Genomic DNA, 20,472 nt, shown 5'->3' with positions numbered 1-20,472 from the left:
CGGCCTCGTGGCGTTGCTCCTGGCCGCCGCCACCGGATGTGCGGCCGACGCGGCACAGCCCGAGGCACAGCCCGAGGCGCCGCCCTCGGCCAGGAGCAGCGCCGGCGCGGCCGAGTCGACCGCCCCGCCCCTGCCGGAGCTGGCGTCCCGGCTCCAGGGGTACGTGGCCGCCGTCTGGCCCCGCACGGCGCGCATCTGGCCCGGTGCGGACTTCACCCGCCATGTCCTGCTGGTCTCGGACGGGCGGGGCGCGTGGGCCGTCGACAAGGACGGGAAGCGGGAGGTGCCGCTCGCGGACCTGGCGAAGGGCGGGATCACCGTCCCGCCGAACGAGGACGGTTTCGAGGCCGTGACCTGGGGCGGGCGCCGGGGCATCATCGTCAGGCCGCCGCGCACGGCGGGTGTGGGCCCGACCGGCTTCGACACGGCCGACGTGGCGGTACACACCTTCGGCCTCGCGACGCACGAGCAGTTCCACACCTACGTACAGAAGGACAAGGGCGGCGGCTGGGCCTGGCAGTCGCTCCGTGCGCTGGAGGAGCGGGCAGAGGGCAGCGAGGACAGCCGGGCTCAGCACTATCCGACGCGGTCCGACCCCGTGCGTACCGCACGATGGTCTACAACAGCCTCCTCGCCGCCTACCAGGAGCCGGGCGAGCGTCGCCGGAAGCACCTGGCGGCAGCGGCGCACTGGCAGCGGAGCTGGGCGGCGACGTACCCGGATGAGGCGAAGACCCAGCCCATGCTGGACGCGATGGAAGGTTCGGCGCGCTACTTCGAGTCGATGGCCGTGGCCATGGCGTCGGTGGAGGGCCCCGACGACCCCGCCCAGGTGCGGGGCCGGCTGACCGGCACGCTGAAGCCGCTGAGGGCCGTGAACAAGAACTTCGAGCCGTACGCGGTGGGCGCGAACGCCCTCTTCACCGCCGACGCCATGGGGCTGAACGCGCGGCGGATCCTCGTCGAGGAGCCGGAGCCGGTGACCCCTCAGGACATCGTGCTGAAAGGCGTCGTCCCCGCCGCACAGCCCCTGCCACCGGACGTGAAGCGCGGCATCGAGGACAGCGCGGCCGCCCTGGACAGGAAGCTGGCGCCGGACATCGAACCGTTCGTCGCCGGCATGAACGACAAGAGCAAGTGGATTCTGCTGGCCCCCCTGAGCGCGGCCACCGGCACCCTGGGCGGGACGGGTTTCTACACCACGGACGAACTGCCCCTCACCATCGTCACCAAGGCCCGTCTGCACTTCAGGCTGCGCGGTGGAAACCTCGGCATCGACGGCGTCACCGTCGCCGAGGTGCCCATGCAAGGACAGCTCTACTACGGGACGCCCCTCGACCCCCGGGACAGGGACGTGTCCCTGAAGGGCGGGACGCTGACGCTCACGTCCCCTCGCCTGAAGGGGACCTTCCAGGTGACGTCCAGGACGGACGAAGGGCAGCGTTTCCTCTACGCCCGGGCTCCATGACGTCAGACCAGGTGGGCGTATGAGCGGGGGTGGGCCGTGAGGTATTCGCGGAGCGTCATCGGGGCGTGGCCGGTGAGGCGGCGGACCGTGTCGGCTACCGTGCTCATCTCGCCGGCGGCGATCGCCTCGTAGGAGGTGACCCAGCCGGTGACCTCCCAGTGCTCGGCGCCGTACCGGGCGCGGGAGGCGTAGGCCTCGGCGCGGGTCTCGGGGACGTAGGTGATGGTGCGGCCGGTGGCGCGGGAGAGTTCGGCGGCCGCTTCGGCGAGGGTGAGGGCCTCCTCGCCGGTGACGTCGTAGGTGGCGCCGTCGTGGTCCCCGTTGCCCAGCAGGACCGCCGCCGCGACGTCCGCGATGTCCTCGTGGGCGACCGCCGCGACCCGCCCGTAGCCCGCCGGGCCACGGATGACACCGTCCTCGCCGGTCATCGCGGCGAACCCGGCCAGGTACCAGCTGTCGCGCAGGAACGTGTGCGGGACGCCCTGTCCCTCGATGTACCGCTCGGTGTGCCAGTGGTCGCGCGCGAAGGTGAACGTGGCCTGCGGCGCGGCGCCCAGGAACGACACGTACACGATCCGCCCGACGCCCGCCGCGAGCGCCGCGTCGATCGCCGTGCGGTGTTCCTGGATCCGGTCGGGGCTCTCGTGCGCCGACACCAGGAACAGCGTGCCGGCGCCGTCCAGGGCGCGGCGCATCGCCTCGCCGTCCCCGTACGGCGCGGGCGCCTTCACCGCGCCCGGCAGCTCCGGCAGCCGGGCCGGGTCGCGGCCGAGCAGCCGGGTCTTCACGCCCCGGTCGGCGAGGCGGCGGGCGACGCGGCCGCCGATACGGCCGCTCGCCCCGGTCACAGCGATCACGGAGGACATACGGCCGAGTCTGTCAGCCGTGGACCTCCGTGACCTCCAGCACGCGCGCGGTGATGCGGCCGTCCGGCGTACGCTCCGGGTCGGCCAGGTAGGCGCGGTAGGCGTCCTTCGACGGGAACGTCAGCAGGTGGACCTCCGACAGGCCGTCGGCCGTGCGCAGCCGCCGCTCCAGCCGGCCGCCGTGGCGCGGGAGGAGGGCGAGCGCCTTGTCCTCGTACGCCAGGGCGTCCTCGACCGCGTCCGCCGGGTGGTCCAGCAGCACGGCCAGCCGGAAGAGGGGTGCGGCGGACGGCTCCAGGGACTTGTAGAAGTGGACGTCGACGTTCCCGCCGGGGATGCCCTCGGAGCGGCCCGTCTCGACGTACCCCAGGCGCCGGTAGAAGGGCGGCGCCTGGAACGAGAACGACGACACGATCATGCGGTCGCAGCCGCGCCGCCGCGCCTCGTCCTCCGCCGCGCGCATCAGCTTCGTACCGAGGCCGGTGCCGCGCTGGTCCTGCCGCACCCACAGCATGCTGACGCCGCCGAGGCCGCCCCACGTCCAGCCGGTGAGCCCGCCGATGATCTCGCCGGACTCGTCGTCGGTGGCCCGCACCGACAGTTCGGCCTCGTCGTGGGCGCCGGTGGCCGCGTTGTTGAAGGCGGTCAGTTCCTTGTCGAGGCGCGCGGACAGTTCCTTGTCCTCGCCGCCCACCGTGATGGTCACTTGTCCTCCAGGTCGCCCTCGGTCTCCAGGAACACCTGCCGCAGCTGCTCCAGGACGGCGGGGTCGGGCTTGGCCCACATGCCGCGCGACTCGGCCTCCAGGAGCCGTTCGGCGATGCCGTGCAGGGCCCAGGGGTTGGCCTCCTGGAGGAAGGCCTTGTTCTCCGGGTCCAGGACGTACGTCTCGGTGAGCTTGTCGTACATCCAGTCGGCGACGACGCCGGTGGTGGCGTCGTACCCGAAGAGGTAGTCGACGGTCGCGGCCAGTTCGAAGGCGCCCTTGTAGCCGTGGCGGCGCATCGCCTCGATCCAGCGCGGGTTCACGACGCGGGCGCGGAAGACGCGGGAGGTCTCCTCGACGAGCGTGCGGGTGCGGACCGTCTCGGGGCGGGTCGAGTCGCCGATGTACGCCTCGGGGGCCGTGCCCTTGAGCGCGCGGACGGTCGCCACCATGCCGCCGTGGTACTGGAAGTAGTCGTCCGAGTCGGCGATGTCGTGCTCGCGGGTGTCGGTGTTCTTGGCCGCCACCGCGATGCGCTTGTACGCGGTCTCCATCTCGGTGCGGGCGGGCTTGCCTTCGAGGCCGCGCCCGTACGCGTAACCGCCCCACACCGTGTACACCTCGGCGAGGTCGGCGTCGGTGCGCCAGTCGCGGGAGTCGATGAGCTGGAGGATGCCCGCGCCGTACGTGCCCGGCCGGGAGCCGAAGATGCGGGTGGTGGCGCGCCGTTCGTCGCCGTGTTCGGCGAGGTCGGCCTGGGCGTGGGCGCGTACGTGGTTGTCGGCGGCCGGCTCGTCGAGGGAGGCGGCGAGGCGTACGGCGTCGTCGAGGAGCCCGATGGTGTGCGGGAACGCGTCGCGGAAGAAGCCCGAGATGCGGAGGGTGACGTCGATGCGCGGGCGGCCCAGCTCGGCGAGCGGGATGGGCTCCAGGCCGGTGACGCGGCGGGAGGCGTCGTCCCAGACGGGGCGGATGCCGAGCAGGGCGAGCGCCTCGGCGACGTCGTCGCCTGCGGTGCGCATCGCGCTCGTACCCCACAGGGACAGGCCGACGGAGGTGGGCCAGTCTCCGTTGTCGGTGCGGTACCGCTCCAGGAGGGAGTCGGCGAGCGCCTGTCCGGTCTCCCAGGCGAGGCGGGAGGGGACGGCCTTGGGGTCGACGGAGTAGAAGTTGCGGCCGGTCGGCAGGACGTTGACCAGACCCCGGAGCGGGGAGCCGGACGGGCCGGCCGGGACGAAGCCGCCGCCCAGGGCGTGGACGGCGTTGTCGAGTTCGTCGGTGGTGGCGGCGAGGCGCGGGACGACCTGGCGGGCGGCGAAGTCGAGGATGGCGGCCACCTGCTCGCCGTGGCCCTCGGCGACGGAGGCGACGGCGGCCGGGTTCCAGTCGGCGGCCTCCATCGCCTCGACCAGGGCGCGGGCCTTGGCCTCCGCCTCGTCGGCGGTGGTGCGGGTCGCGGCGGACTCGTCCAGGCCGAGGGCTTCGCGGAGGCCGGGCAGGGACTGCGTACCGCCCCAGATCTGGCGGGCGCGGAGGATGGACAGGACGAGGTTGACGCGCTCGGGGCCGGTCGGGGCGCCGCCGAGGACGTGCAGGCCGTCGCGGATCTGGGCGTCCTTGACCTCGCAGAGCCAGCCGTCGACGTGGAGGAGGAAGTCGTCGAACCCGTCGTCGTCCGGGCGGTCCTCCAGGCCCAGGTCGTGGTCGAGCTTGGCGGCCTGGATGAGCGTCCAGATCTGGGCGCGGATGGCGGGCAGCTTGGCCGGGTCCATGGACGAGATCTGCGCGTACTCGTCGAGCAGCTGCTCCAGGCGCGTGATGTCGCCGTACGACTCGGCGCGGGCCATCGGCGGCACCAGGTGGTCGACGAGCGTGGCGTGGACGCGGCGCTTGGCCTGGGTGCCCTCGCCGGGGTCGTTGACGAGGAACGGGTAGATCAGCGGGATGTCGCCGAGGGCCGCGTCGGGGCCGCAGGCGGCGGACAGGCCGGCGTTCTTGCCGGGCAGCCACTCCAGGTTGCCGTGCTTGCCGAGGTGGACCATGGCGTCCGCCCCGAAGCCGCCGTCGGAGGCCGGGGTGCCGATCCAGCGGTAGGCGGCCAGGTAGTGGTGCGAGGGCGGCAGGTCGGGGTCGTGGTAGATCGCGATCGGGTTCTCGCCGAAGCCGCGCGGCGGCTGGATGAGGACGAGGAGGTTCCCGCGCCGGAGGGCGGCCAGCACGATGTCGCCCTCGGGGTTGCGCGAGCGGTCCAGGAACATCTCGCCGGGCGGCGGGCCCCAGTGCTGCTCCACGTTCTCGCGCAGCTCGGCCGGAAGGGTGGCGTACCAGCGCTTGTAGTCGGCGGCCGGGATGCGGACCGGGTTCCTGGCCAGCTGCTCCTCGGTGAGCCAGTCCTGGTCGTGGCCGCCCGCCTCGATGAGGGCGTAGATCAGCTCGTCGCCGTCGCCGGAGGCGAGGCCGGGAACCTCGTCGTCGCCGAAGTCGTAGCCCTCCTCGCGGAGTCGGCGCAGCAGTGCGACGGCGGAGGCGGGGGTGTCGAGCCCGACGGCGTTGCCGATGCGGGAGTGCTTGGTGGGGTACGCGGAGAGGACCAGCGCCAGGCGCTTGTCTGCGTTCGGGATGTGGCGCAGCCGGGCGTGGCGTACGGCGATCCCGGCGACGCGCGCGGCGCGCTCGGTGTCGGCGACGTACGCGGGCAGGCCGTCGGCGTCGATCTCCTTGAAGGAGAACGGGACGGTGATGAGGCGGCCGTCGAACTCGGGGACGGCGACCTGGCTGGCGGCGTCGAGCGGCGACAGGCCCTCGTCGTTCTCCTCCCAGGCGGAGCGCGAGCCGGTCAGGCACAGGGCCTGGAGGATGGGGACGTCGAGGGCGGCGAGCGCGCCCGCGTCCCAGGACTCGTCGTCGCCGCCCGCCTGGGCCTCGGCGGGCTTGGTGCCGCCGGCGGCGAGGACGGTGGTGATGACCGCGTCGGCCATCCGCAGGCTCTCCAGGAGCTCGGGCTCGGGGGCGCGGAGGGAGGCCACGTACAGGGGGAGGGCCTGGGCGCCGGCGTCCTCGATGGCGTCGCACAAGGTGTGGACGAAGGCGGTGTTCCCGCTCATGTGGTGGGCGCGGTAGTACAGCACGGCGACGGTGGGGCCGGTGGTGGTGCGCGCGGTCCGCTCCAGGGGGCCCCAGGTGGGGGCGGCGGCCGGGGGCTCGAAGCCGTGGCCGGTGAGCAGGACGGTGTCGGAGAGGAACCGGGCGAGGTGTTCCAGGTTGTCCGGGCCGCCGTGGGCGAGGTAGGCGTGCGCCTCGGCCGCGATGCCGATCGGGACGGTGGAGGTCTCCATCAGCTGGGCGTCGGGGGCCTGTTCGCCGGTGAGGACGACGAGGGGCTTCTCCGTCGCGCGGAGGACCTGGAGGCCGTCCTCCCAGGCGCGGATGCCGCCGAGGAGGCGTACGACGACGAGGTCGGCGCCGTCGAGGAGGCCGGGGAGGTCGTCGGCCGCGAGCCGGGCGGGGTTGGCGAACCGGTACGCGACGGGGCCGGCGGCCGCGCGGGCGCTGAGCAGGTCGGTGTCGGAGTGCGACAGCAGCAGGATCGTCGTCGCCTCGCCACTGGTGGCGGGCGTGGTCGCGTGCGTCATGGCGTGCGCAGGCCTTCCTCGGGGTGTCCGCGCCCCGGGTGGTCGTAGGACGGCGGGAGTTCCTGACTCGTCCGGTTTCCGTGGCCGGACTCACAGTGGCGGGACCGCGCCGGATTCTCACCGGGCTTCCTCCCTAGGGCCCTGGGACCCTGTGCCGTCTGCATAGTAGAGGCTGCGCGTATGCTCGCCGCCATGCCGCCCAGCTCACCAAATCCCCAGGACCGGGGTGAAGCTCACATACGGGACCGTGTCCGCGACCGTGGTGACGCCTGCCCGGGTGCGCTGCGGCTGCACCATGCCGATGACGGCGCCCTGGCCCGCCTCCGCCTGCCCACCGGCGTACTGACACCTCGTCAGGTCCGGTCGCTGGCCGACGCGGCCGACCGCCTGGGCGACGGGCACCTCTCCCTCACCTCGCGCGGCAACATCGAGCTGCGGGGCCTCGGCGAGGGCTGCGGGCTCGGGCTGGCGGACCTGCTGCGGGAGGCGGGTCTCCTCCCCTCCGAACGGCACGAGCGGGTACGGAACATGGTGGTCTCGCCGCTCGCGGGCGCGGAGGTGCAGGCATGGGCCGCGCGCCTGGACGAGCTTCTGTGCGCCGAGGACTGGACGCCCGAGCTGTCGGGGCGCTTCCTGTTCGCCGTGGACGACGGGCGGGGGGACGTGGCGGGCCTGGCCCCCGATGTGACGTTGCTCGCAGCCTCCGGGGGCGGTGCCCTGCTGCGGGTCGCCGACCGGGCGTACCGCGTGGCGGCCGCCGACGCGCCGCGCGCCGCGCTCGCGGCGGCCGGGGCGTTCCTTGCGGCCGCCCGGGAGGCGGGCACCGGCGCGTGGCGGGTGCGGGAGCTGCCGGCGGGGCAGGACGTGGACGTGACGGGACACCTGCGGCGGGCGGGCATCGCGGCGCAGCCCGTACCGGACGCCGCCCTGCCGGCCGGGGGGCCGCCCGCGCCGGGCGTCCTCGGCGACGGCACGGACTTCGGCGTCTCCGTCCTGGCCCGCCTCGGCCGGGTGACGACGGCCCAGTTCCGGGCGCTGCTGCCCGCGCGGGAGGTACGCGTCACCCCGTGGCGCGGTTTCGTCCTGCCGGGCCTCGCCGGCCGGGCGGCGGCCGAGGAGCGGCTGCGCGCCCTCGACGAGGCCGGGTTCATCACCCGTACCGACTCCCCCTGGATCGGCGTCACCGCGTGCACCGGGCGCCCCGGCTGCGGCAAGTCCCTGTCCGACGTACGGGCGGACGCGCGGCCCCGCGAGGACGGGTTGCCCGTCCACTGGTCGGGGTGTGCCCGCCGCTGCGGCCACCCGCAGGGCGTCACGTGGACCGACAGGGTGGCGACCGCCGAAGGCGCGTACGAAACGACCGTGGTGACCGTACAAGGATCGACGAAATGAGCGAGAGCGCAGTGTTCGACTACGAGAAGGACGGGGCGGAGATCTACCGCCAGTCCTTTGCCACCATCCGCGCCGAGGCGGACCTCGCGGGCCTGCCGGCCGACGTCAGCCAGGTCGCCGTGCGGATGATCCACGCCTGCGGCATGGTCGACCTCGTCCGCGACCTGGCGTACACGCCGGACGTGGTGGCCCGCGCCCGCGAGGCGCTGCGCGCCGGCGCGCCGATCCTGTGCGACGCGCAGATGGTCGCGAGCGGCGTCACCCGCAAGCGGCTGCCCGCCGGCAACGACGTGATCTGCACGCTCTCCGACCCGTCCGTCCCGGCGCTCGCCGCCGAGCTGGGCACCACGCGCAGCGCGGCCGCGCTGGAGCTGTGGCGTGACCGCCTCGAAGGGTCGGTCGTCGCGGTGGGCAACGCCCCCACCGCCCTGTTCCGGCTCCTGGAGATGATCGGGGCGGGCGCGCCGCGCCCGGCGGCGGTGATCGGCATCCCGGTCGGGTTCATCGGGGCGGCCGAGTCGAAGGACGCGCTGGCGGCGTTCCCCGGCCTGGAGCACCTGGTGGTGCGGGGCCGGCGGGGCGGCAGCGCGATGGCGGCCGCCGCGATCAACGCGATCGCGCACGAGGCGGAGATCCAGGCATGACGGGCGTGACGGGCATGACGGGCGTGAGCGGCATGAGCGGCAAGCTGTACGGCGTGGGGCTCGGCCCCGGCGACCCGGACCTGATGACGGTGGCGGCGGTCAGGGCCATCGCGGCCGCCGACGTCATCGCGTACCACTCGGCACGGCACGGCCGCTCGATAGCGCGGTCGATCGCGGCGGAGCACATCCGCGAGGACCACATCGAGGAGCGGCTGATGTACCCGCTCACCGTCGAGACGACCGACCATCCGGGCGGCTACCGGGGCGCGCTGAACGACTTCTACGAGGAGGCGTCGGCGCGGCTGGCCGCCCACCTGGACGCGGGCCGGACCGTCGCCGTCCTCGCCGAGGGCGATCCGCTCTTCTACGGCTCGTACCAGCACATGCACAAGCGGCTGGCGCACCGCTACGAGACGGAGGTGATCCCCGGGGTCACGTCCGTGAGCGCGGCGGCCGCCCGGCTCGGCGAGCCGCTGTGCGAGGCCGAGGAGGTCCTGACGATCATCCCCGGCACGCTGCCGGAGGACGAGCTGACGGCGCGGCTGGCGGCCACGGACTCGGCCGTCGTCATGAAGCTCGGGCGGACCTTCCCGGCCGTGCGCAGCGCCCTGGAGCGGGCGGGCCGGCTGGAGGACGCCCGGTACGTGGAGCGGGCGTTCATGGCGGGTGAGCGGACCGGGGCACTGGCGGACGTGGACCCGGAGTCCGTGCCGTACTTCTCGGTGGCCGTGCTGCCCTCCCGTATCGACGCCGAAGCGCCCGCGAGCCGGGAGACCGGCGGTGAGGTCGTGGTCGTGGGCACCGGACCGGCGGGCGCGCCGTGGCTGACGCCCGAGTCGCGCGGCGCGCTGGTGAACGCCGACGACCTGGTCGGCTACACCACCTACCTGGACCGGGTCCCGGTACGCCCCGGCCAGAACCGGCACGGCTCGGACAACAAGGTCGAGTCGGAGCGGGCCGAGTTCGCCCTGGACCTGGCCCGGCGCGGGCGCCGCGTGGCGGTGGTGTCGGGCGGCGACCCGGGCGTGTTCGCCATGGCCACGGCGGTCCTGGAGGTGGCCTCGGAGCCCGCGTACGCGGACGTCCCGGTCCGCGTCCTGCCGGGCGTGACCGCCGCGAACGCCGCCGCCGCGAAGGCGGGCGCCCCGCTGGGGCACGACTACGCGACGATCTCGCTGTCCGACCGGCTCAAGCCGTGGGACGTGATCGCCGAGCGGCTGCGCGCGGCGGCGGGCGCGGACCTGGTGCTGGCCCTGTACAACCCGGGCTCGAAGTCCCGTACGCACCAGGTCGCGGCGGCCCGCGAGCTGCTGCTCGAACTCCGCTCGCCCGAGACGCCGGTGGTCGTGGCGCGGGACGTCGGCGGGCCGGAGGAGTCGGTTCGCGTGGTGACCCTGAAGACCCTGGAGCCGTCGGAGGTCGACATGCGCACGCTGCTGCTGATCGGCTCGTCGCAGACGCGAGCGGTCGAGCGGGGCGACGGCCGGACGATCGCCTGGACGCCGCGCCGGTACGGCTAGCGGTCCGGACGTCCGAGCGGTCCGGACGTCCGAGCGGTCCGGACGTCCGAGCGGTCCGGACGTCCGAGCGGTCGGGTCGTCCGAGCGGTCGGGTCGTCCGTCTCGAAGAAGCGTGCGGGGGCGGGGCAACCCTGCCCCCGCCTCACGAGTCACCCCGCACCTCCGCCACGGCCGACGGCAGCGTGGCGGGCGTCTACGACTGGTACGCCGTCGTCCAGGGCCGCGTCCGATCACCTCTCGCGCATGACCCAAGCGGCCGCCTCCTCCACGGAGGCGGCCGTTTCCACGTCCTGCGGGACCGGTGGGCGGCGGACGACGACCACCGGGATGCCGGCCTCGCGGGCCGCCGTGAGCTTGGGGGCGGTGGCGGCGGCCCCGCTGTCCTTGGTGACGAGGACGTCGATCCGGTGCCGGGCCAGCAGCTCCCGCTCCCCTTCGAGGGTGAACGGGCCGCGGTCCAGGAGGACTTCGGTGCGGGCCGGCATCGGGGGCTCCGGGGCGTCCACGGACCGGACGAGGAACCACTGCGGGCAGGCGGCGAAGACGGCGAGGCCCATCCGGCCGGTGGTCAGGAACACCTTCTCGCCGAGCCCGGGCAGGGCGGCCGCGGCCTCCTCCAGGGAGCCCACGTCGTGCCAGTCGTCCCCGTCGACGGGGACCCAGCCGGGGCGGCGCAGGGCGAGCAGGGGAACATGGGCGGTGGCGGCCGCCCGGGCCGCGTGGAAGCTGATCCGCTCGGCGAAGGGATGGGTGGCGTCGATGACCCGGTCCACGCCGTGCTCGCCGATCCACCGCGCGAGCCCGTCCGCCCCGCCGAACCCGCCGATCCGCACCTCGCCCTCGGGAAGCCGCGGCGCGGCCACCCGCCCGGCCAGCGAGCTGGTCACCCGGGCGTGCGGGCGGAGGAGGCCGGCGAGGACGCGGGCCTCGGCGGTCCCGCCGAGAATGAGAACGTGCACGGGAGTCCCTTCATGAGCGCAGGCGGCGGTCGCGAGGCCCAACTCAAGCACACCGGTCTGCGGCCGGGGTGGACGACCGGGGCGTGCGCGACGGCGGCGACGACCGCCGCGTACACCGCCCTGCTGGCCGGGGACTTCCCCGACCCGGTGACGATCACCCTGCCGAAGGGCCAGACGCCGTCGTTCGCGCTGGCGGCGGAGGAGCTGACCGGCGCGTACGCGATGGCGGGCATCGTCAAGGACGCCGGCGACGACCCGGACGTCACGCACGGTGCGCTGGTGCGGGCCACCGTGCGGGTGCTGCCCGCCGGTTCCGGTGTGGTGTTCCGGGCGGGTACGGGCGTGGGGACCGTCACCCGGCCGGGCCTGCCGCTGGAGGTGGGTGAGCCCGCCATCAACCCCGTGCCCCGGCGGCTGATGCGCGAGCACGTCGCGCGGGTCGCGGCCGCGTACGGCGGCACCGGGAACGTCGAGATCACGGTGTCCGTCGACCACGGCGAGGAGATCGCCCGCTCCACCTGGAACCCGCGCCTGGGCATCCTGGGCGGGCTGTCGATCCTCGGTACGACGGGTGTCGTCGTGCCGTACTCGTGCTCGGCCTGGATCGACTCCATCCGGCGCGGTGTGGACGTCGCGAGGGCGGCGGGCCGCACACACGTGGCCGGGTGCACGGGCTCCACGTCGGAGCGGACGGTCACCTCCCTGTACGGGCTGCCCGAGGACGCCCTGCTCGACATGGGCGACTTCGCGGGCGCGGTCCTGAAGTACGTACGCAGGCACCCGGTCGACCGGCTCACCATCTGCGGCGGCTTCGCGAAGCTGTCCAAGCTCGCGGCGGGGCACCTGGACCTGCACTCGGCGCGCTCCCAGGTCGACAAGGGCTTCCTGGCGGAGCTGGCCCGCCGGGGCGGCGCCGACGAGGAGCTGGCGGCGGAGGTCGCGGCCGCCAACACGGGGCTGGCCGCGCTCCACTTGTGCGCGGCGGCCGGTGTCCCGCTGGGCGACCTGGTGGCCGGGGCCGCCCGCGACCAGGCCCTCGCGGTGCTGCGCGGCGCGCCCGTCACGGTCGACGTGGTGTGCGTCGACCGCGCGGGCACGGTGGTGGGACGCAGCGAGCCCCGGGCCCTTCAGCAGACGTGACGGTCGCGTTCCGGTGAGTACAGGTGGCTGTCGCGGAACTGCGTGGCCGCGAGGGTGCGGCCGACCAGGATGACGGCCGTACGCGTGATGCCGGCGTCCTTCGTGGCGGCCGCGATGTCGGCGAGCGTGCCGCGCAGGATGACCTCGTCGGGGCGGCTGGCCATCGCGACGACGGCCGCCGGGCAGTCGGCGCCGTAGTGCGGGGTGAGTTCGGCGACGACCCGGTCGACGTACCGGGCCGCCAGGTGCAGCACCAGCAGGGCGCCGCTGCGGCCCAGGGTGGCCAGGTCCTCGCCCTCCGGCATGGCGGTGGCCTGCTCGGCGATCCGGGTCAGGATGACCGTCTGGCCCACGGTCGGGACGGTCAGCTCCCGCTTGAGCGCGGCGGCGGCGGCCGCGAACGCCGGGACGCCCGGGACGACCTCGTACGGGATCCCCGCCGCGTCCAGCCGCCGCATCTGCTCCGCGACGGCGCTGAAGACGGACGGGTCGCCGGAGTGGAGGCGGGCCACGTCGTGGCCCTCCTCGTGGGCGCGGACCAGTTCGGCGGTGATGGCGTCCAGGTCGAGGCGGGCGGTATCGACGAGGCGGGCGTCCGGCGGGCACTCGGCGAGCAGCTCGCGCGGGACGAGGGAGCCCGCGTACAGGCACACCCGGCAGGAGGCGAGGGTGCGGGCGCCGCGCACGGTGATCAGGTCGGCGGCGCCGGGGCCCGCGCCGATGAAGTAGACGGTCATCCTTCTGTCTCCTGCTTGGTTGCGGACCATTGCGTGACCGGCATGGCCTGGCGCCAGCCGGTGAAACCGCCCACCGGGACGGCGTGCGCGACGGCGAGCCGTACCAGTTCGCCGCCGTGGCGCCGGTAGTGGTCGGCGAGCAGCGCCTCCGATTCGAGGGTCACGGTGTTGGCGACCAGCCGCCCGCCCGGTCGCAGAGCCGCCCAGCAGGCGTCCAGCAGGCCGGGCGCGGTCAGCCCGCCGCCGATGAACACCGCGTCCGGCGCCTCCAGTTCCGCCAGCCCGGCCGGGGCGGCGGCGGTGACGACCTTCAGTGCGGGTACGCCGAGGGCGGCGGCGTTGCGGGCGATACGGGCCGCCCGCTCGGGGTCGCGTTCGACGGTGATCGCGCGGCAGGCGCGGTGCGTACGCATCCACTCGATGCCGATGGAGCCGGACCCGCCGCCGATGTCCCACAGCAGTTCGCCGGGCGCGGGCGCCAGCGCGGCGAGCGTCGCGGCGCGCACGTGCCGCTTGGTGAGCTGGCCGTCGTTCTCGTACGCCGCGTCCGGCAGCCCCGGCACGGCGCCGAGCCGCAGGGCGTCGCCGGAGCGCGCACACGACACCGCGATGACGTTCAGCGGGTCGCCGGGCGGGTGGGGCCAGTCGTCGGCGGTGCCGGTCACGGCCCGTTCCCGGCCGGAGCCGAGCTGTTCCAGGACGGTGAGCCGGCTGGGCCCGAAGCCCCGGTCGCGCAGCAGGCCCGCGACCTCGCCCGGGGTCGCCGCGCCCGCGCTCAGCACCAGCAGCCGGCGCCCGTCGTGCAGCGCGGCGGCCAGGGAGGCGAGGGGCCGCCCGACGAGCGTGACGGTCTCGGTGTCCTCCAGCGGCCAGCCGAGGCGGGCGCACGCGTACGAGACGGAGGACGGGTGCGGCAGGACGTGCAGCCGCTCGGGGCCGGCCGTCTCGGCGAGGGTGCGGCCGATCCCGTAGAACATGGGGTCGCCGCTGGCGAGCACGGCGATACGCCGGCCGGTGTGCTCGGCCAGCAGGGCGGGAACGGCGGGCCGCAGCGGGGAGGGCCAGGCGACCCGCTGGGCCTCGCATTCCTCCGGTACGAGGGCGAGTTGCCGTCCGCCGCCGATGACGACGTCGGCGGCGCGCAGGGCCGCGCGGGACGTCTCGGGGAGCCCGGCCCAGCCGTCCGCGCCGATGCCGACGACGGTCACGGGCGGAGAGGTGCTGGTTACGGGGCCGGGGCTGCTCACGGGCTGGAACCCTACCCGCCGGTCGCCGGACCTCGGGGCCGGGGGCACGACCAACACCGCACCCGGCGGCCCACCACTCGCGCCGTCGGCGAGGCGGGCCCTACTTGCGGTTGTACAGCCGCATCGTCACCGCGCCGAAGACCGTCACGAACAGCGCCGACCAGCCCAGCGACCAGCCGATGTCGGCCGCCGGCCACTCGCCCGCCATCAACTCCCGTACCGCGCTCGCCAGGTGGGTCACGGGGCTGTTGTTGACGAACGCCTGGAGCCAGCCCGGCATGGTCCTCGGGTCGACGAAGATGTTGCTGAGGAAGGTCAGCGGGAAGATCACCATCATGCTGACGCCCATCACGGACTTCTCGCTGCGCATCAGCAGGCCGAACATCGTCCAGATCCACGAGAACGCGAACGAGAACAGCAGCAGCAGCGCCACCCCCGCCGCCACGCCGACCACCCCGCCGTGCGGGCGGTAGCCGATGACCAGGCCGACCGTCAGCATCACGGCCGACGCGATCAGATAGCGCAGGACGTCGCCGAGGAGGTAGCCGACCATCGGGGCGGGCCGCCAGATCGGCAGGGTACGGAAGCGGTCGAAGACGCCCTTGGTGATGTCGGTGTTGACCGAGACACCCGTGTACATGGTGATCATCACGACGCTGAGGGTGAGGATGCCCGGCAGCAGGAACTGGATGTACGCCGAGACGGACCCGGCCAGCGCGCCCCCGAAGAGGTACGTGTACATCAGCACCATCATGATCGGGAACGCGGTCACGTCGAAGAGCTGCTCCGGCACGTGCTTGATCTTCAGCATGGCGCGCCAGCCGAAGGTCAGGGAGGGCGGAGAGCGCGCTGGGGCGCGGGGGCCGGTCGCCCGCGACGAGCAGGGCCGCCAGGTCCTCGGTGCGGGGGCCGGTGAAGGTGGCGTCGTCGGTGGCGGTGCTCATGCCGTGGCCTCCCCGGCCTTGTCCGTACGGTCCGTGAGCGCCAGGAACACCTCGTCCAGGCTCGGCTGGCCCAGCGCGAAGTTGTCCACCATGACGCCCGCCCGCGCCAGCTCCGCCAGCGCCCGCGCCGCCTGTTCGGCCGCGCCCAGCTCCGTGCCGTGCCCGTCGACCGTCGCGGTCAGCGCCACCGGGTCGGGGTCGAGCTGCACGGTCGCGTTCAGCGCCGCCGTCAGCACCCGCTCCGCCTCCGGCCGCTGCCCCGCCTCCCGCAGCCGTACGTGCACGGATCCGGAACCGACCGACGCCTTCAGCTCCCCCTTCGTACCCTCGGCGATGACCCTGCCGTGGTCGATCACCGCGATCCGGGAGGCCAACTGGTCGGCCTCGTCCAGGTACTGCGTGGTCAGCAGCACGGTGGTGCCCTGGGCGACGACCGCGCGGACGATGTCCCACACCTGGTTGCGGCTGCGCGGGTCCAGCCCGGTCGTCGGCTCGTCGAGGAAGAGCAGGTCCGGGGTGTTGAGGATGGACGCGGCGATGTCGATACGGCGCCGCATGCCGCCCGAGTAGTTCTTCACCTGCCGGTCGGCGGCGTCCGCCAGCCCGAACGCCTCCAGCAGCTGCCCGCTCCGCTCCCGCGCGGCCCGCTTCCCGTGCCCGAGGAGACGGCCCAGCAGCACCAGGTTCTCGGTGCCCGTCAGGTCCTCGTCGACCGACGCGTACTGCCCGGTGAGGCTGACCCGCCCGCGCACGGCGTCCGCGTCCCGCACCACGTCCTTGCCGAAGACCCGCGCCTCCCCGCCGTCCGGCCGCAACAGCGTCGCCAGCACCTTCACGGCGGTGGTCTTGCCGGCGCCGTTCGGCCCGAGGACGCCGTAGACGGTGCCGGCGGGCACCCGCAGGTCGACGCCGTCCACGGCCCGGTTGTCGCCGAAGACCTTCACCAGGCCGTTCGTCTCGATGGCCAGGTCCGTGCTCGTCATCGTCACTGTCCTCGGGGGAAGGCGGGCGTACGGGCGGGGCGGCATCCCGCGGCACGATCCCTCCCAGTGTCCGGCCCGCGCCCGTAGCCCGCCACCGGTTTTCACGGCGGCGTGGCGACGCTACTCGTGTGTGTAGAACACGTAGAACGCCATCAGCCCCGACGACACCGCCAGGACCAGCGAGACCACCGCCACCGTCAGGACGCTGTTGCCGGACAGGCCGTACAGGAAGCCCACGCTGAGGCCGAACAGGAGCCCGAACGCGGCCGCCCGGGACTCACGCGGCAGTGCGCGGCGGACCCGGAGATAGCCGTACCAGAGGGCACCGAAGCCCACCATGCTCACCACGGCGAGCACGGCCTGCCCGCCGGTGAAGGGACCGTCACCGTGGCGGACGATCACCTCGGCGTAGAGGCCGTAGAGGACGGCGCACACCGCGAGCACCATCAGGGTGGACCGGCGTACGTGGTGGCGGGTCGCCGCCCGTTCCTCGGTGCGGCGGTGCCGTCCGGGCAGCGTGACGTGTGCGGCCATGGCGCGCTCCTTCCACTGGCCTCCCTCCAGGGCACACCCGCGACCGGCCCCCGGCAAGTGGATCAGACCGACCCGGGGGACGGGCGCCGCAGAGCCGTGAGAGGGTGACGGCTTGGCCGATTCGTACACCTCGCACCTGCTGCGCCGGGCCGCCACGTGGGCCGCCGGGCTGCTGCTCGTCGTGCCCACCGCCGTCACCGGCTGCCGCCTCTTCGGCACCGACGCCGTCACGCCCGTACCGCAGCTCCTCGCCCTCCTTCCCTGGCTCGCCGTCCCCGCCGGGCTCGCCCTGCTGCTCTCCCTGCCCGCCCGCCGGCCGCTGCTGACCGCCTGGGCGGGCGGGGCGCTCGCCGTCACCCTGTGGTTCACCCAGCCGTACGGGCCCGCCGGCACCCCCGCCCACGGGCCCGTCACCGCGCGGCTGCGGGTGCTGACCGCCAACGTCGAGTTCGGCGACGCGACCGCCGAGCTGCTCGCCACCGCCCGCCGCGAACGCCCCGACCTGCTCTTCGTCTCCGAGTGCGACCCCGACTGCGCGCGCACCCTCGGCGCCCGCTATCCCTACGGCGCCCACGTCGCCGCCGCCGGATCCGCCGGTTCCGTCATCCTCGGCGCCCGGCCGCTGACCGCCGAGCCCGCCCTGCCCGGCACCACCATGGGCATGCCCGGCGCCACCGCCCGCGTCGGGGGGAAGGACGTGACCCTCCGGCTCGCCCACCCCATGCCGCCGCTGCCCGGCCGGATCGGCCTGTGGAAGCACGAACTGGGCCTCGTCGGCGCATTCGCCGCCGCCCACAAGGGCCGCCCCGTCATCCTCGCCGGCGACTTCAACGCCACCCAGGACCACGCCGCCTTCCGCTCCGTCCTCGACGCCGGCGCCCTCCACGACGCCGCCCGCCTCGGCGGTGCCGCCCGGACCGGCTCCTGGCCGCAGGACGGGACGCTGCCGCCGTACGCGCAGATCGACCACGTCCTGGTCAGCGACGACTTCTCGGTGCGCGGCGCCCGCTTCCTCGACCTGCCCGGCAGCGACCACCGCGCGCTGCTCGTCGACCTCGACCTGCACGCCCGGCCGTGAAGCGGGAAGGTGGACACCATGGACAACGAGCAGATCCTCGACCACATCGGTGCGCTCGTCCGCGAGGAACACGCCCTGCGTGACCGGGAGGGCGGCCTCACCGACGACGAACGCGTACGGCTGCGGACCCTGGAGGTCCAGCTCGACCAGTGCTGGGACCTGCTGCGGCAGCGGCGCGCCAAGTCCGAGTTCGGCGACAACCCGGACAACGCGACGACCCGGCCGCCCGGCGAGGTGGAGGGCTACCTCAGCTGAGCCCCACGACCGTACGGCTCGCGCCGCCCGAGTGGCTCATGCGCGGACTGCGCCCGCAGCCCGCGCCGGTTCCCTGGGCCGCCGTCGCGCGCGCCGCCGTCGCCCTCGCCGCGCCGCTCGCCGTCGGCCTCGCGGCCGGCCGGCCGCTGTACGGCGCGCTGGTCTCCATGGGCGCCCTGTCCGGCGTCATCGGCGACACCGCCGACGCGTACCGGATGCGGATCCTCAACATCGCCGTACCGCAGCTGTTCGGCGCGCTCGGCGTCACCCTCGGCACGCTGGTGTACGGGGAGGGCTGGGCGGCCGTCGGCGTCCTGACGCTCGTCGCGCTCGTGTCCGGGATGATCTCCTCGATCGGCGCCGTCGCCTCCGCGTCCGGGCTGCTGCTCCTGCTCAACGCCGTCGTCGGCGCCGGCCTGCCGATGCCCAGCCCCTGGTGGAAGGCGCCGCTGCTGCTGACGCTCGGCGGCGCCGTCGTGCTCGTCCTCACCCTGCTGGGCTGGCCGCTGCGCGGCGGCGTCCCCGAACGGTCCGCCGTCGCCGCCGCCTACCGGGCGGTCGCGGATGTGCTCGCGGTGGCGGGCACGCCCGCGTACGACGAGAAACGGCAGGCCGTCACCCAGGCGCTCAACACCGCCTACGACCTCGTCCTCGCCCGCCGCACCCGCGACCGGGGCCGCACCCCCGGCCTCGTACGCCGACTCGCGCAGCTCAACGCCCTCATCCCGGTCGTCGAAGCCGCCCCGGCCGCCCACCTGAGCGGCCGCCCGCTCCCCGCCGAGATCCCGGCGGCGGTCCGGGCCCTCGCGACCGCCGTCGAGACCGCCGACGGTCCGCGCCGCCGCAAGCCCGCCGGCGGTCCCCCGGGCAGCCACCTCGGCCCGCCCGGCACCCCGGGCAGCCCCGTGGGCCCCACCGGCCCGTTCGCGCTCCGCCTGCCCCCGCCCGCCACACCCTCCGAGCGGGCCGTCGACCACGCCCTGCGGCACGCCGCCACCGTTGTCCGCCACGCCGAACCCGACCCCCACAACGTCGACGACCTCCTCGGTCGCCCCGCCTCCCTCCGCATCCGCACCCGCCGCGCCCTGCGCGACGCGCTGCTGTCGCGCGGCTCCTGGCGCTACGGGCTGCGCCTGGCGCTGTGCATCGGGCTCGCCCAGGCGCTGGTCTCGCTGATCGCCGTGCCGCGCTCGTACTGGGTGGCCCTCACCGTCACGTTCGTCCTCAAGCCCGACTTCGGGTCCGTCTTCTCGCGCGCCGTGCTGCGTGCCCTCGGCACGGCGGCCGGGCTGGTCGTCGCCGCGCTCGTCCTGGCCGAGGTGGAGCGCGGGTGGTGGGACGTGCCGGTCATGCTGGTGCTGGCGGCGCTGATCCCGGCGTCCACCGCCAAGGGGTACGCCTTCCAGACCGCCGCGATCACCCCCGTCATCCTGCTGCTGTCCGACTGGCTGAACCAGCAGGGCTTCGACCTCGTCCTGCCGCGCCTGTACGACTCGCTCCTCGGCTGCGCGATCGTGCTGGTCGCCGGGTACCTGCTGTGGCCGGAGAGCTGGCACACCCGGATCGGTGACCGGCTCGCGGACACGGTCGCGGACGCCGCCCGCTATGTGGCGTGCGCGTTCGGACCGGAGGCGGACGCGGACCCGGCAGCGCGGGGGCGGGCCAGGCGGCGGCTGTACCGGGACCTGGCGGCCGTACGCAGCGAATTCCAGCGCGCCCTGACGGAGCCGCCGCCCACCGGGACGCGCGCCGCCGCGTGGTGGCCCCTGTGCGTGGCCGTGGAACGGATCGTGGACGCCACGACGGCCGCCCGGGTGCGCGTCAGTCACGGCGCGCCGCCGCCCCCGCACGTGGAGGTCGCCGACGTCGAGCGGCAGCTGCGCGAACTCGCGGCGGGGCTGCGGACCAGCCACGTCCTGGTGGAGGTCCGGGCGGAGCTGGAGGGCGACGAGGAGGGCGTACTGGCACCCCTGCGCCAAGAGGTCCGCGCGGCCCGCGCCATCGCCTCCCCGCAGCCGAACCGCCCCTGACCATGCGCCGCAAGGGACGCCCACCAGGACGTGGCTGGTCCGCAGCCCATGGGCGCCGCCCGCGCGCACCGGCCGGGGCGCCCACCGGGCACCGCCCATGGACGCCAACCACGCGCAGCGTCCAGGGCACCCGCCCAGGGCACCCGCCAGGCACCGCTCAGGCACCGCCCGTTGGCCCCACCCACGCGCACCGACCGGGGCCCCCGCCCAGGCCCCCGCCAGGCACCGCCAAGGGCACCCGCCCAGGCCCCCGCCAGGCGCCGGCCAGCGCCCGACTGGCACCGCCCATGGGCGTCCACCACGCGCGCCCCCGCATTCCGGACGGCATCCTTCCGGGC

Annotated in this window: 16 protein-coding genes, 1 pseudogene and 1 riboswitch; of the genes and pseudogenes, 8 read left to right on the top strand and 9 right to left on the bottom strand. The window is 74.7% G+C overall.

Going from position 1 to position 20,472, the window contains the following annotated elements; genetic code table 11:
- Nucleotides 1-612 precede the first annotated feature (612 nt).
- Nucleotides 613-1,467 carry a hypothetical protein gene (locus tag AMK26_RS23380; protein ID WP_073756673.1) on the top strand — a complete coding sequence of 285 codons (855 nt, stop codon included), beginning with the start codon at nucleotides 613-615 and terminating at the stop codon, nucleotides 1,465-1,467.
- A gap of 2 nt (nucleotides 1,468-1,469) precedes the next feature.
- Here AMK26_RS23380 and AMK26_RS23375 read toward each other — a convergent pair whose 3' ends face one another.
- Genes AMK26_RS23375 through cobN form a run of 3 tightly spaced genes read right to left on the bottom strand, consistent with a single transcriptional unit; the run spans nucleotide 1,470 to nucleotide 6,671 of the window.
- Nucleotides 1,470-2,333, bottom strand: a complete 864-nt coding sequence (locus AMK26_RS23375; protein ID WP_073756672.1) for an SDR family oxidoreductase — start codon at nucleotides 2,331-2,333, stop codon at nucleotides 1,470-1,472.
- Between the two features lie 13 nt (nucleotides 2,334-2,346).
- Nucleotides 2,347-3,039, bottom strand: coding sequence for a GNAT family N-acetyltransferase (locus AMK26_RS23370; protein WP_107421026.1), 693 nt, complete (start codon nucleotides 3,037-3,039; stop codon nucleotides 2,347-2,349).
- The gene (cobN, locus tag AMK26_RS23365) at nucleotides 3,036-6,671 is read right to left on the bottom strand and encodes a cobaltochelatase subunit CobN (protein ID WP_073756671.1); all 3,636 of its coding nucleotides are present in this window, start codon (nucleotides 6,669-6,671) and stop codon (nucleotides 3,036-3,038) included. Before cobN ends, AMK26_RS23370 begins: the two co-directional genes overlap by 4 nt.
- A gap of 36 nt (nucleotides 6,672-6,707) precedes the next feature.
- Nucleotides 6,708-6,840: riboswitch (cobalamin riboswitch) on the bottom strand.
- A gap of 11 nt (nucleotides 6,841-6,851) precedes the next feature.
- Between cobN and AMK26_RS23360 the strand changes: the two genes are divergently transcribed.
- The 3 genes from AMK26_RS23360 to AMK26_RS23350 are packed head-to-tail and all read left to right on the top strand — an operon-like array spanning nucleotide 6,852 to nucleotide 10,227.
- Nucleotides 6,852-8,063: a cobalamin biosynthesis protein CobG gene (locus AMK26_RS23360; protein WP_073756670.1), complete on the top strand. Its 1,212-nt coding sequence runs from the start codon at nucleotides 6,852-6,854 to the stop codon at nucleotides 8,061-8,063.
- A complete protein-coding gene (locus AMK26_RS23355) occupies nucleotides 8,060-8,707 on the top strand; it encodes a precorrin-8X methylmutase (RefSeq protein WP_073756669.1) in 648 nt (215 codons plus the stop codon). Before AMK26_RS23360 ends, AMK26_RS23355 begins: the two co-directional genes overlap by 4 nt.
- A gap of 32 nt (nucleotides 8,708-8,739) precedes the next feature.
- Nucleotides 8,740-10,227, top strand: coding sequence for a precorrin-2 C(20)-methyltransferase (locus AMK26_RS23350; protein WP_073757071.1), 1,488 nt, complete (start codon nucleotides 8,740-8,742; stop codon nucleotides 10,225-10,227).
- Between the two features lie 230 nt (nucleotides 10,228-10,457).
- Here the strand turns inward: AMK26_RS23350 and AMK26_RS23345 are convergent, their stop codons facing one another.
- The gene (locus tag AMK26_RS23345) at nucleotides 10,458-11,186 is read right to left on the bottom strand and encodes a cobalt-precorrin-6A reductase (protein ID WP_073756668.1); all 729 of its coding nucleotides are present in this window, start codon (nucleotides 11,184-11,186) and stop codon (nucleotides 10,458-10,460) included.
- A 12-nt stretch (nucleotides 11,187-11,198) separates the two neighbouring features.
- Between AMK26_RS23345 and AMK26_RS23340 the strand changes: the two genes are divergently transcribed.
- Nucleotides 11,199-12,326 (top strand): cobalt-precorrin-5B (C(1))-methyltransferase, encoded by a 1,128-nt coding sequence (locus AMK26_RS23340; protein ID WP_073756667.1) that lies wholly within the window; start codon nucleotides 11,199-11,201, stop codon nucleotides 12,324-12,326.
- On the opposite strand, the gene cobM is transcribed toward AMK26_RS23340, so the two are convergent.
- The 5 genes and pseudogenes from cobM to AMK26_RS23315 all read right to left on the bottom strand — a co-directional run bounded on the left by cobM (nucleotide 12,314) and on the right by AMK26_RS23315 (nucleotide 16,771).
- On the bottom strand, nucleotides 12,314-13,063 hold the full coding sequence (cobM, locus tag AMK26_RS23335) for a precorrin-4 C(11)-methyltransferase (RefSeq protein ID WP_073756666.1): 750 nt from the start codon (nucleotides 13,061-13,063) through the stop codon (nucleotides 12,314-12,316). The genes AMK26_RS23340 and cobM overlap by 13 nt on opposite strands.
- Nucleotides 13,060-14,310, bottom strand: a complete 1,251-nt coding sequence (gene cbiE, locus AMK26_RS23330) for a precorrin-6y C5,15-methyltransferase (decarboxylating) subunit CbiE (protein ID WP_073756665.1) — start codon at nucleotides 14,308-14,310, stop codon at nucleotides 13,060-13,062. Before cbiE ends, cobM begins: the two co-directional genes overlap by 4 nt.
- Before the next feature lie 100 nt (nucleotides 14,311-14,410).
- Nucleotides 14,411-15,254, bottom strand: a pseudogene (locus tag AMK26_RS23325) (ABC transporter permease).
- Nucleotides 15,251-16,237 carry an ATP-binding cassette domain-containing protein gene (locus AMK26_RS23320; RefSeq protein ID WP_073756664.1) on the bottom strand — a complete coding sequence of 329 codons (987 nt, stop codon included), beginning with the start codon at nucleotides 16,235-16,237 and terminating at the stop codon, nucleotides 15,251-15,253. Before AMK26_RS23320 ends, AMK26_RS23325 begins: the two are co-directional and overlap by 4 nt.
- Before the next feature lie 120 nt (nucleotides 16,238-16,357).
- Nucleotides 16,358-16,771 (bottom strand): hypothetical protein, encoded by a 414-nt coding sequence (locus tag AMK26_RS23315; RefSeq protein WP_073756663.1) that lies wholly within the window; start codon nucleotides 16,769-16,771, stop codon nucleotides 16,358-16,360.
- Nucleotides 16,772-16,883: 112 nt separating this feature from the next.
- On the opposite strand from AMK26_RS23315, the gene AMK26_RS23310 reads away from it, so the two are divergent.
- From AMK26_RS23310 to AMK26_RS23300, 3 genes are read left to right on the top strand one after another with little or no spacing between them, the layout of a single operon-like run.
- A complete protein-coding gene (locus tag AMK26_RS23310) occupies nucleotides 16,884-17,849 on the top strand; it encodes an endonuclease/exonuclease/phosphatase family protein (RefSeq protein ID WP_073756662.1) in 966 nt (321 codons plus the stop codon).
- An 18-nt stretch (nucleotides 17,850-17,867) separates the two neighbouring features.
- On the top strand, nucleotides 17,868-18,104 hold the full coding sequence (locus tag AMK26_RS23305; protein WP_073756661.1) for a DUF2630 family protein: 237 nt from the start codon (nucleotides 17,868-17,870) through the stop codon (nucleotides 18,102-18,104).
- A 38-nt stretch (nucleotides 18,105-18,142) separates the two neighbouring features.
- The gene (locus tag AMK26_RS23300) at nucleotides 18,143-20,134 is read left to right on the top strand and encodes an FUSC family protein (protein WP_073756660.1); all 1,992 of its coding nucleotides are present in this window, start codon (nucleotides 18,143-18,145) and stop codon (nucleotides 20,132-20,134) included.
- Nucleotides 20,135-20,472: the final 338 nt, after the last annotated feature.

It is taken from the genome of Streptomyces sp. CB03234 (assembly GCF_001905885.1).
Lineage (GTDB): Bacteria > Actinomycetota > Actinomycetes > Streptomycetales > Streptomycetaceae > Streptomyces.
The sequence above is the reverse complement of the archived record's forward strand: the minus strand, read 5'-3'. Positions and strand labels throughout refer to the sequence as shown.

Excerpts from the sequence above, each read along its gene's own strand:
- AMK26_RS23320 (WP_073756664.1), bottom strand. The coding sequence starts at position 16,237 with ATGACGAGCACGGACCTGGCCATCGAGACGAACGGCCTGGTGAAGGTC.
- AMK26_RS23300 (WP_073756660.1), top strand. The coding sequence starts at position 18,143 with ATGCGCGGACTGCGCCCGCAGCCCGCGCCGGTTCCCTGGGCCGCCGTC.
- AMK26_RS23355 (WP_073756669.1), top strand. The coding sequence starts at position 8,060 with ATGAGCGAGAGCGCAGTGTTCGACTACGAGAAGGACGGGGCGGAGATC.
- AMK26_RS23340 (WP_073756667.1), top strand. The coding sequence starts at position 11,199 with ATGAGCGCAGGCGGCGGTCGCGAGGCCCAACTCAAGCACACCGGTCTG.
- AMK26_RS23380 (WP_073756673.1), top strand. The coding sequence starts at position 613 with ATGGTCTACAACAGCCTCCTCGCCGCCTACCAGGAGCCGGGCGAGCGT.
- AMK26_RS23350 (WP_073757071.1), top strand. The coding sequence starts at position 8,740 with ATGAGCGGCAAGCTGTACGGCGTGGGGCTCGGCCCCGGCGACCCGGAC.
- AMK26_RS23375 (WP_073756672.1), bottom strand. The coding sequence starts at position 2,333 with ATGTCCTCCGTGATCGCTGTGACCGGGGCGAGCGGCCGTATCGGCGGC.
- AMK26_RS23360 (WP_073756670.1), top strand. The coding sequence starts at position 6,852 with ATGCTCGCCGCCATGCCGCCCAGCTCACCAAATCCCCAGGACCGGGGT.
- AMK26_RS23315 (WP_073756663.1), bottom strand. The coding sequence starts at position 16,771 with ATGGCCGCACACGTCACGCTGCCCGGACGGCACCGCCGCACCGAGGAA.
- cobN (WP_073756671.1), bottom strand. The coding sequence starts at position 6,671 with ATGACGCACGCGACCACGCCCGCCACCAGTGGCGAGGCGACGACGATC.
- cobM (WP_073756666.1), bottom strand. The coding sequence starts at position 13,063 with ATGACCGTCTACTTCATCGGCGCGGGCCCCGGCGCCGCCGACCTGATC.
- AMK26_RS23305 (WP_073756661.1), top strand. The coding sequence starts at position 17,868 with ATGGACAACGAGCAGATCCTCGACCACATCGGTGCGCTCGTCCGCGAG.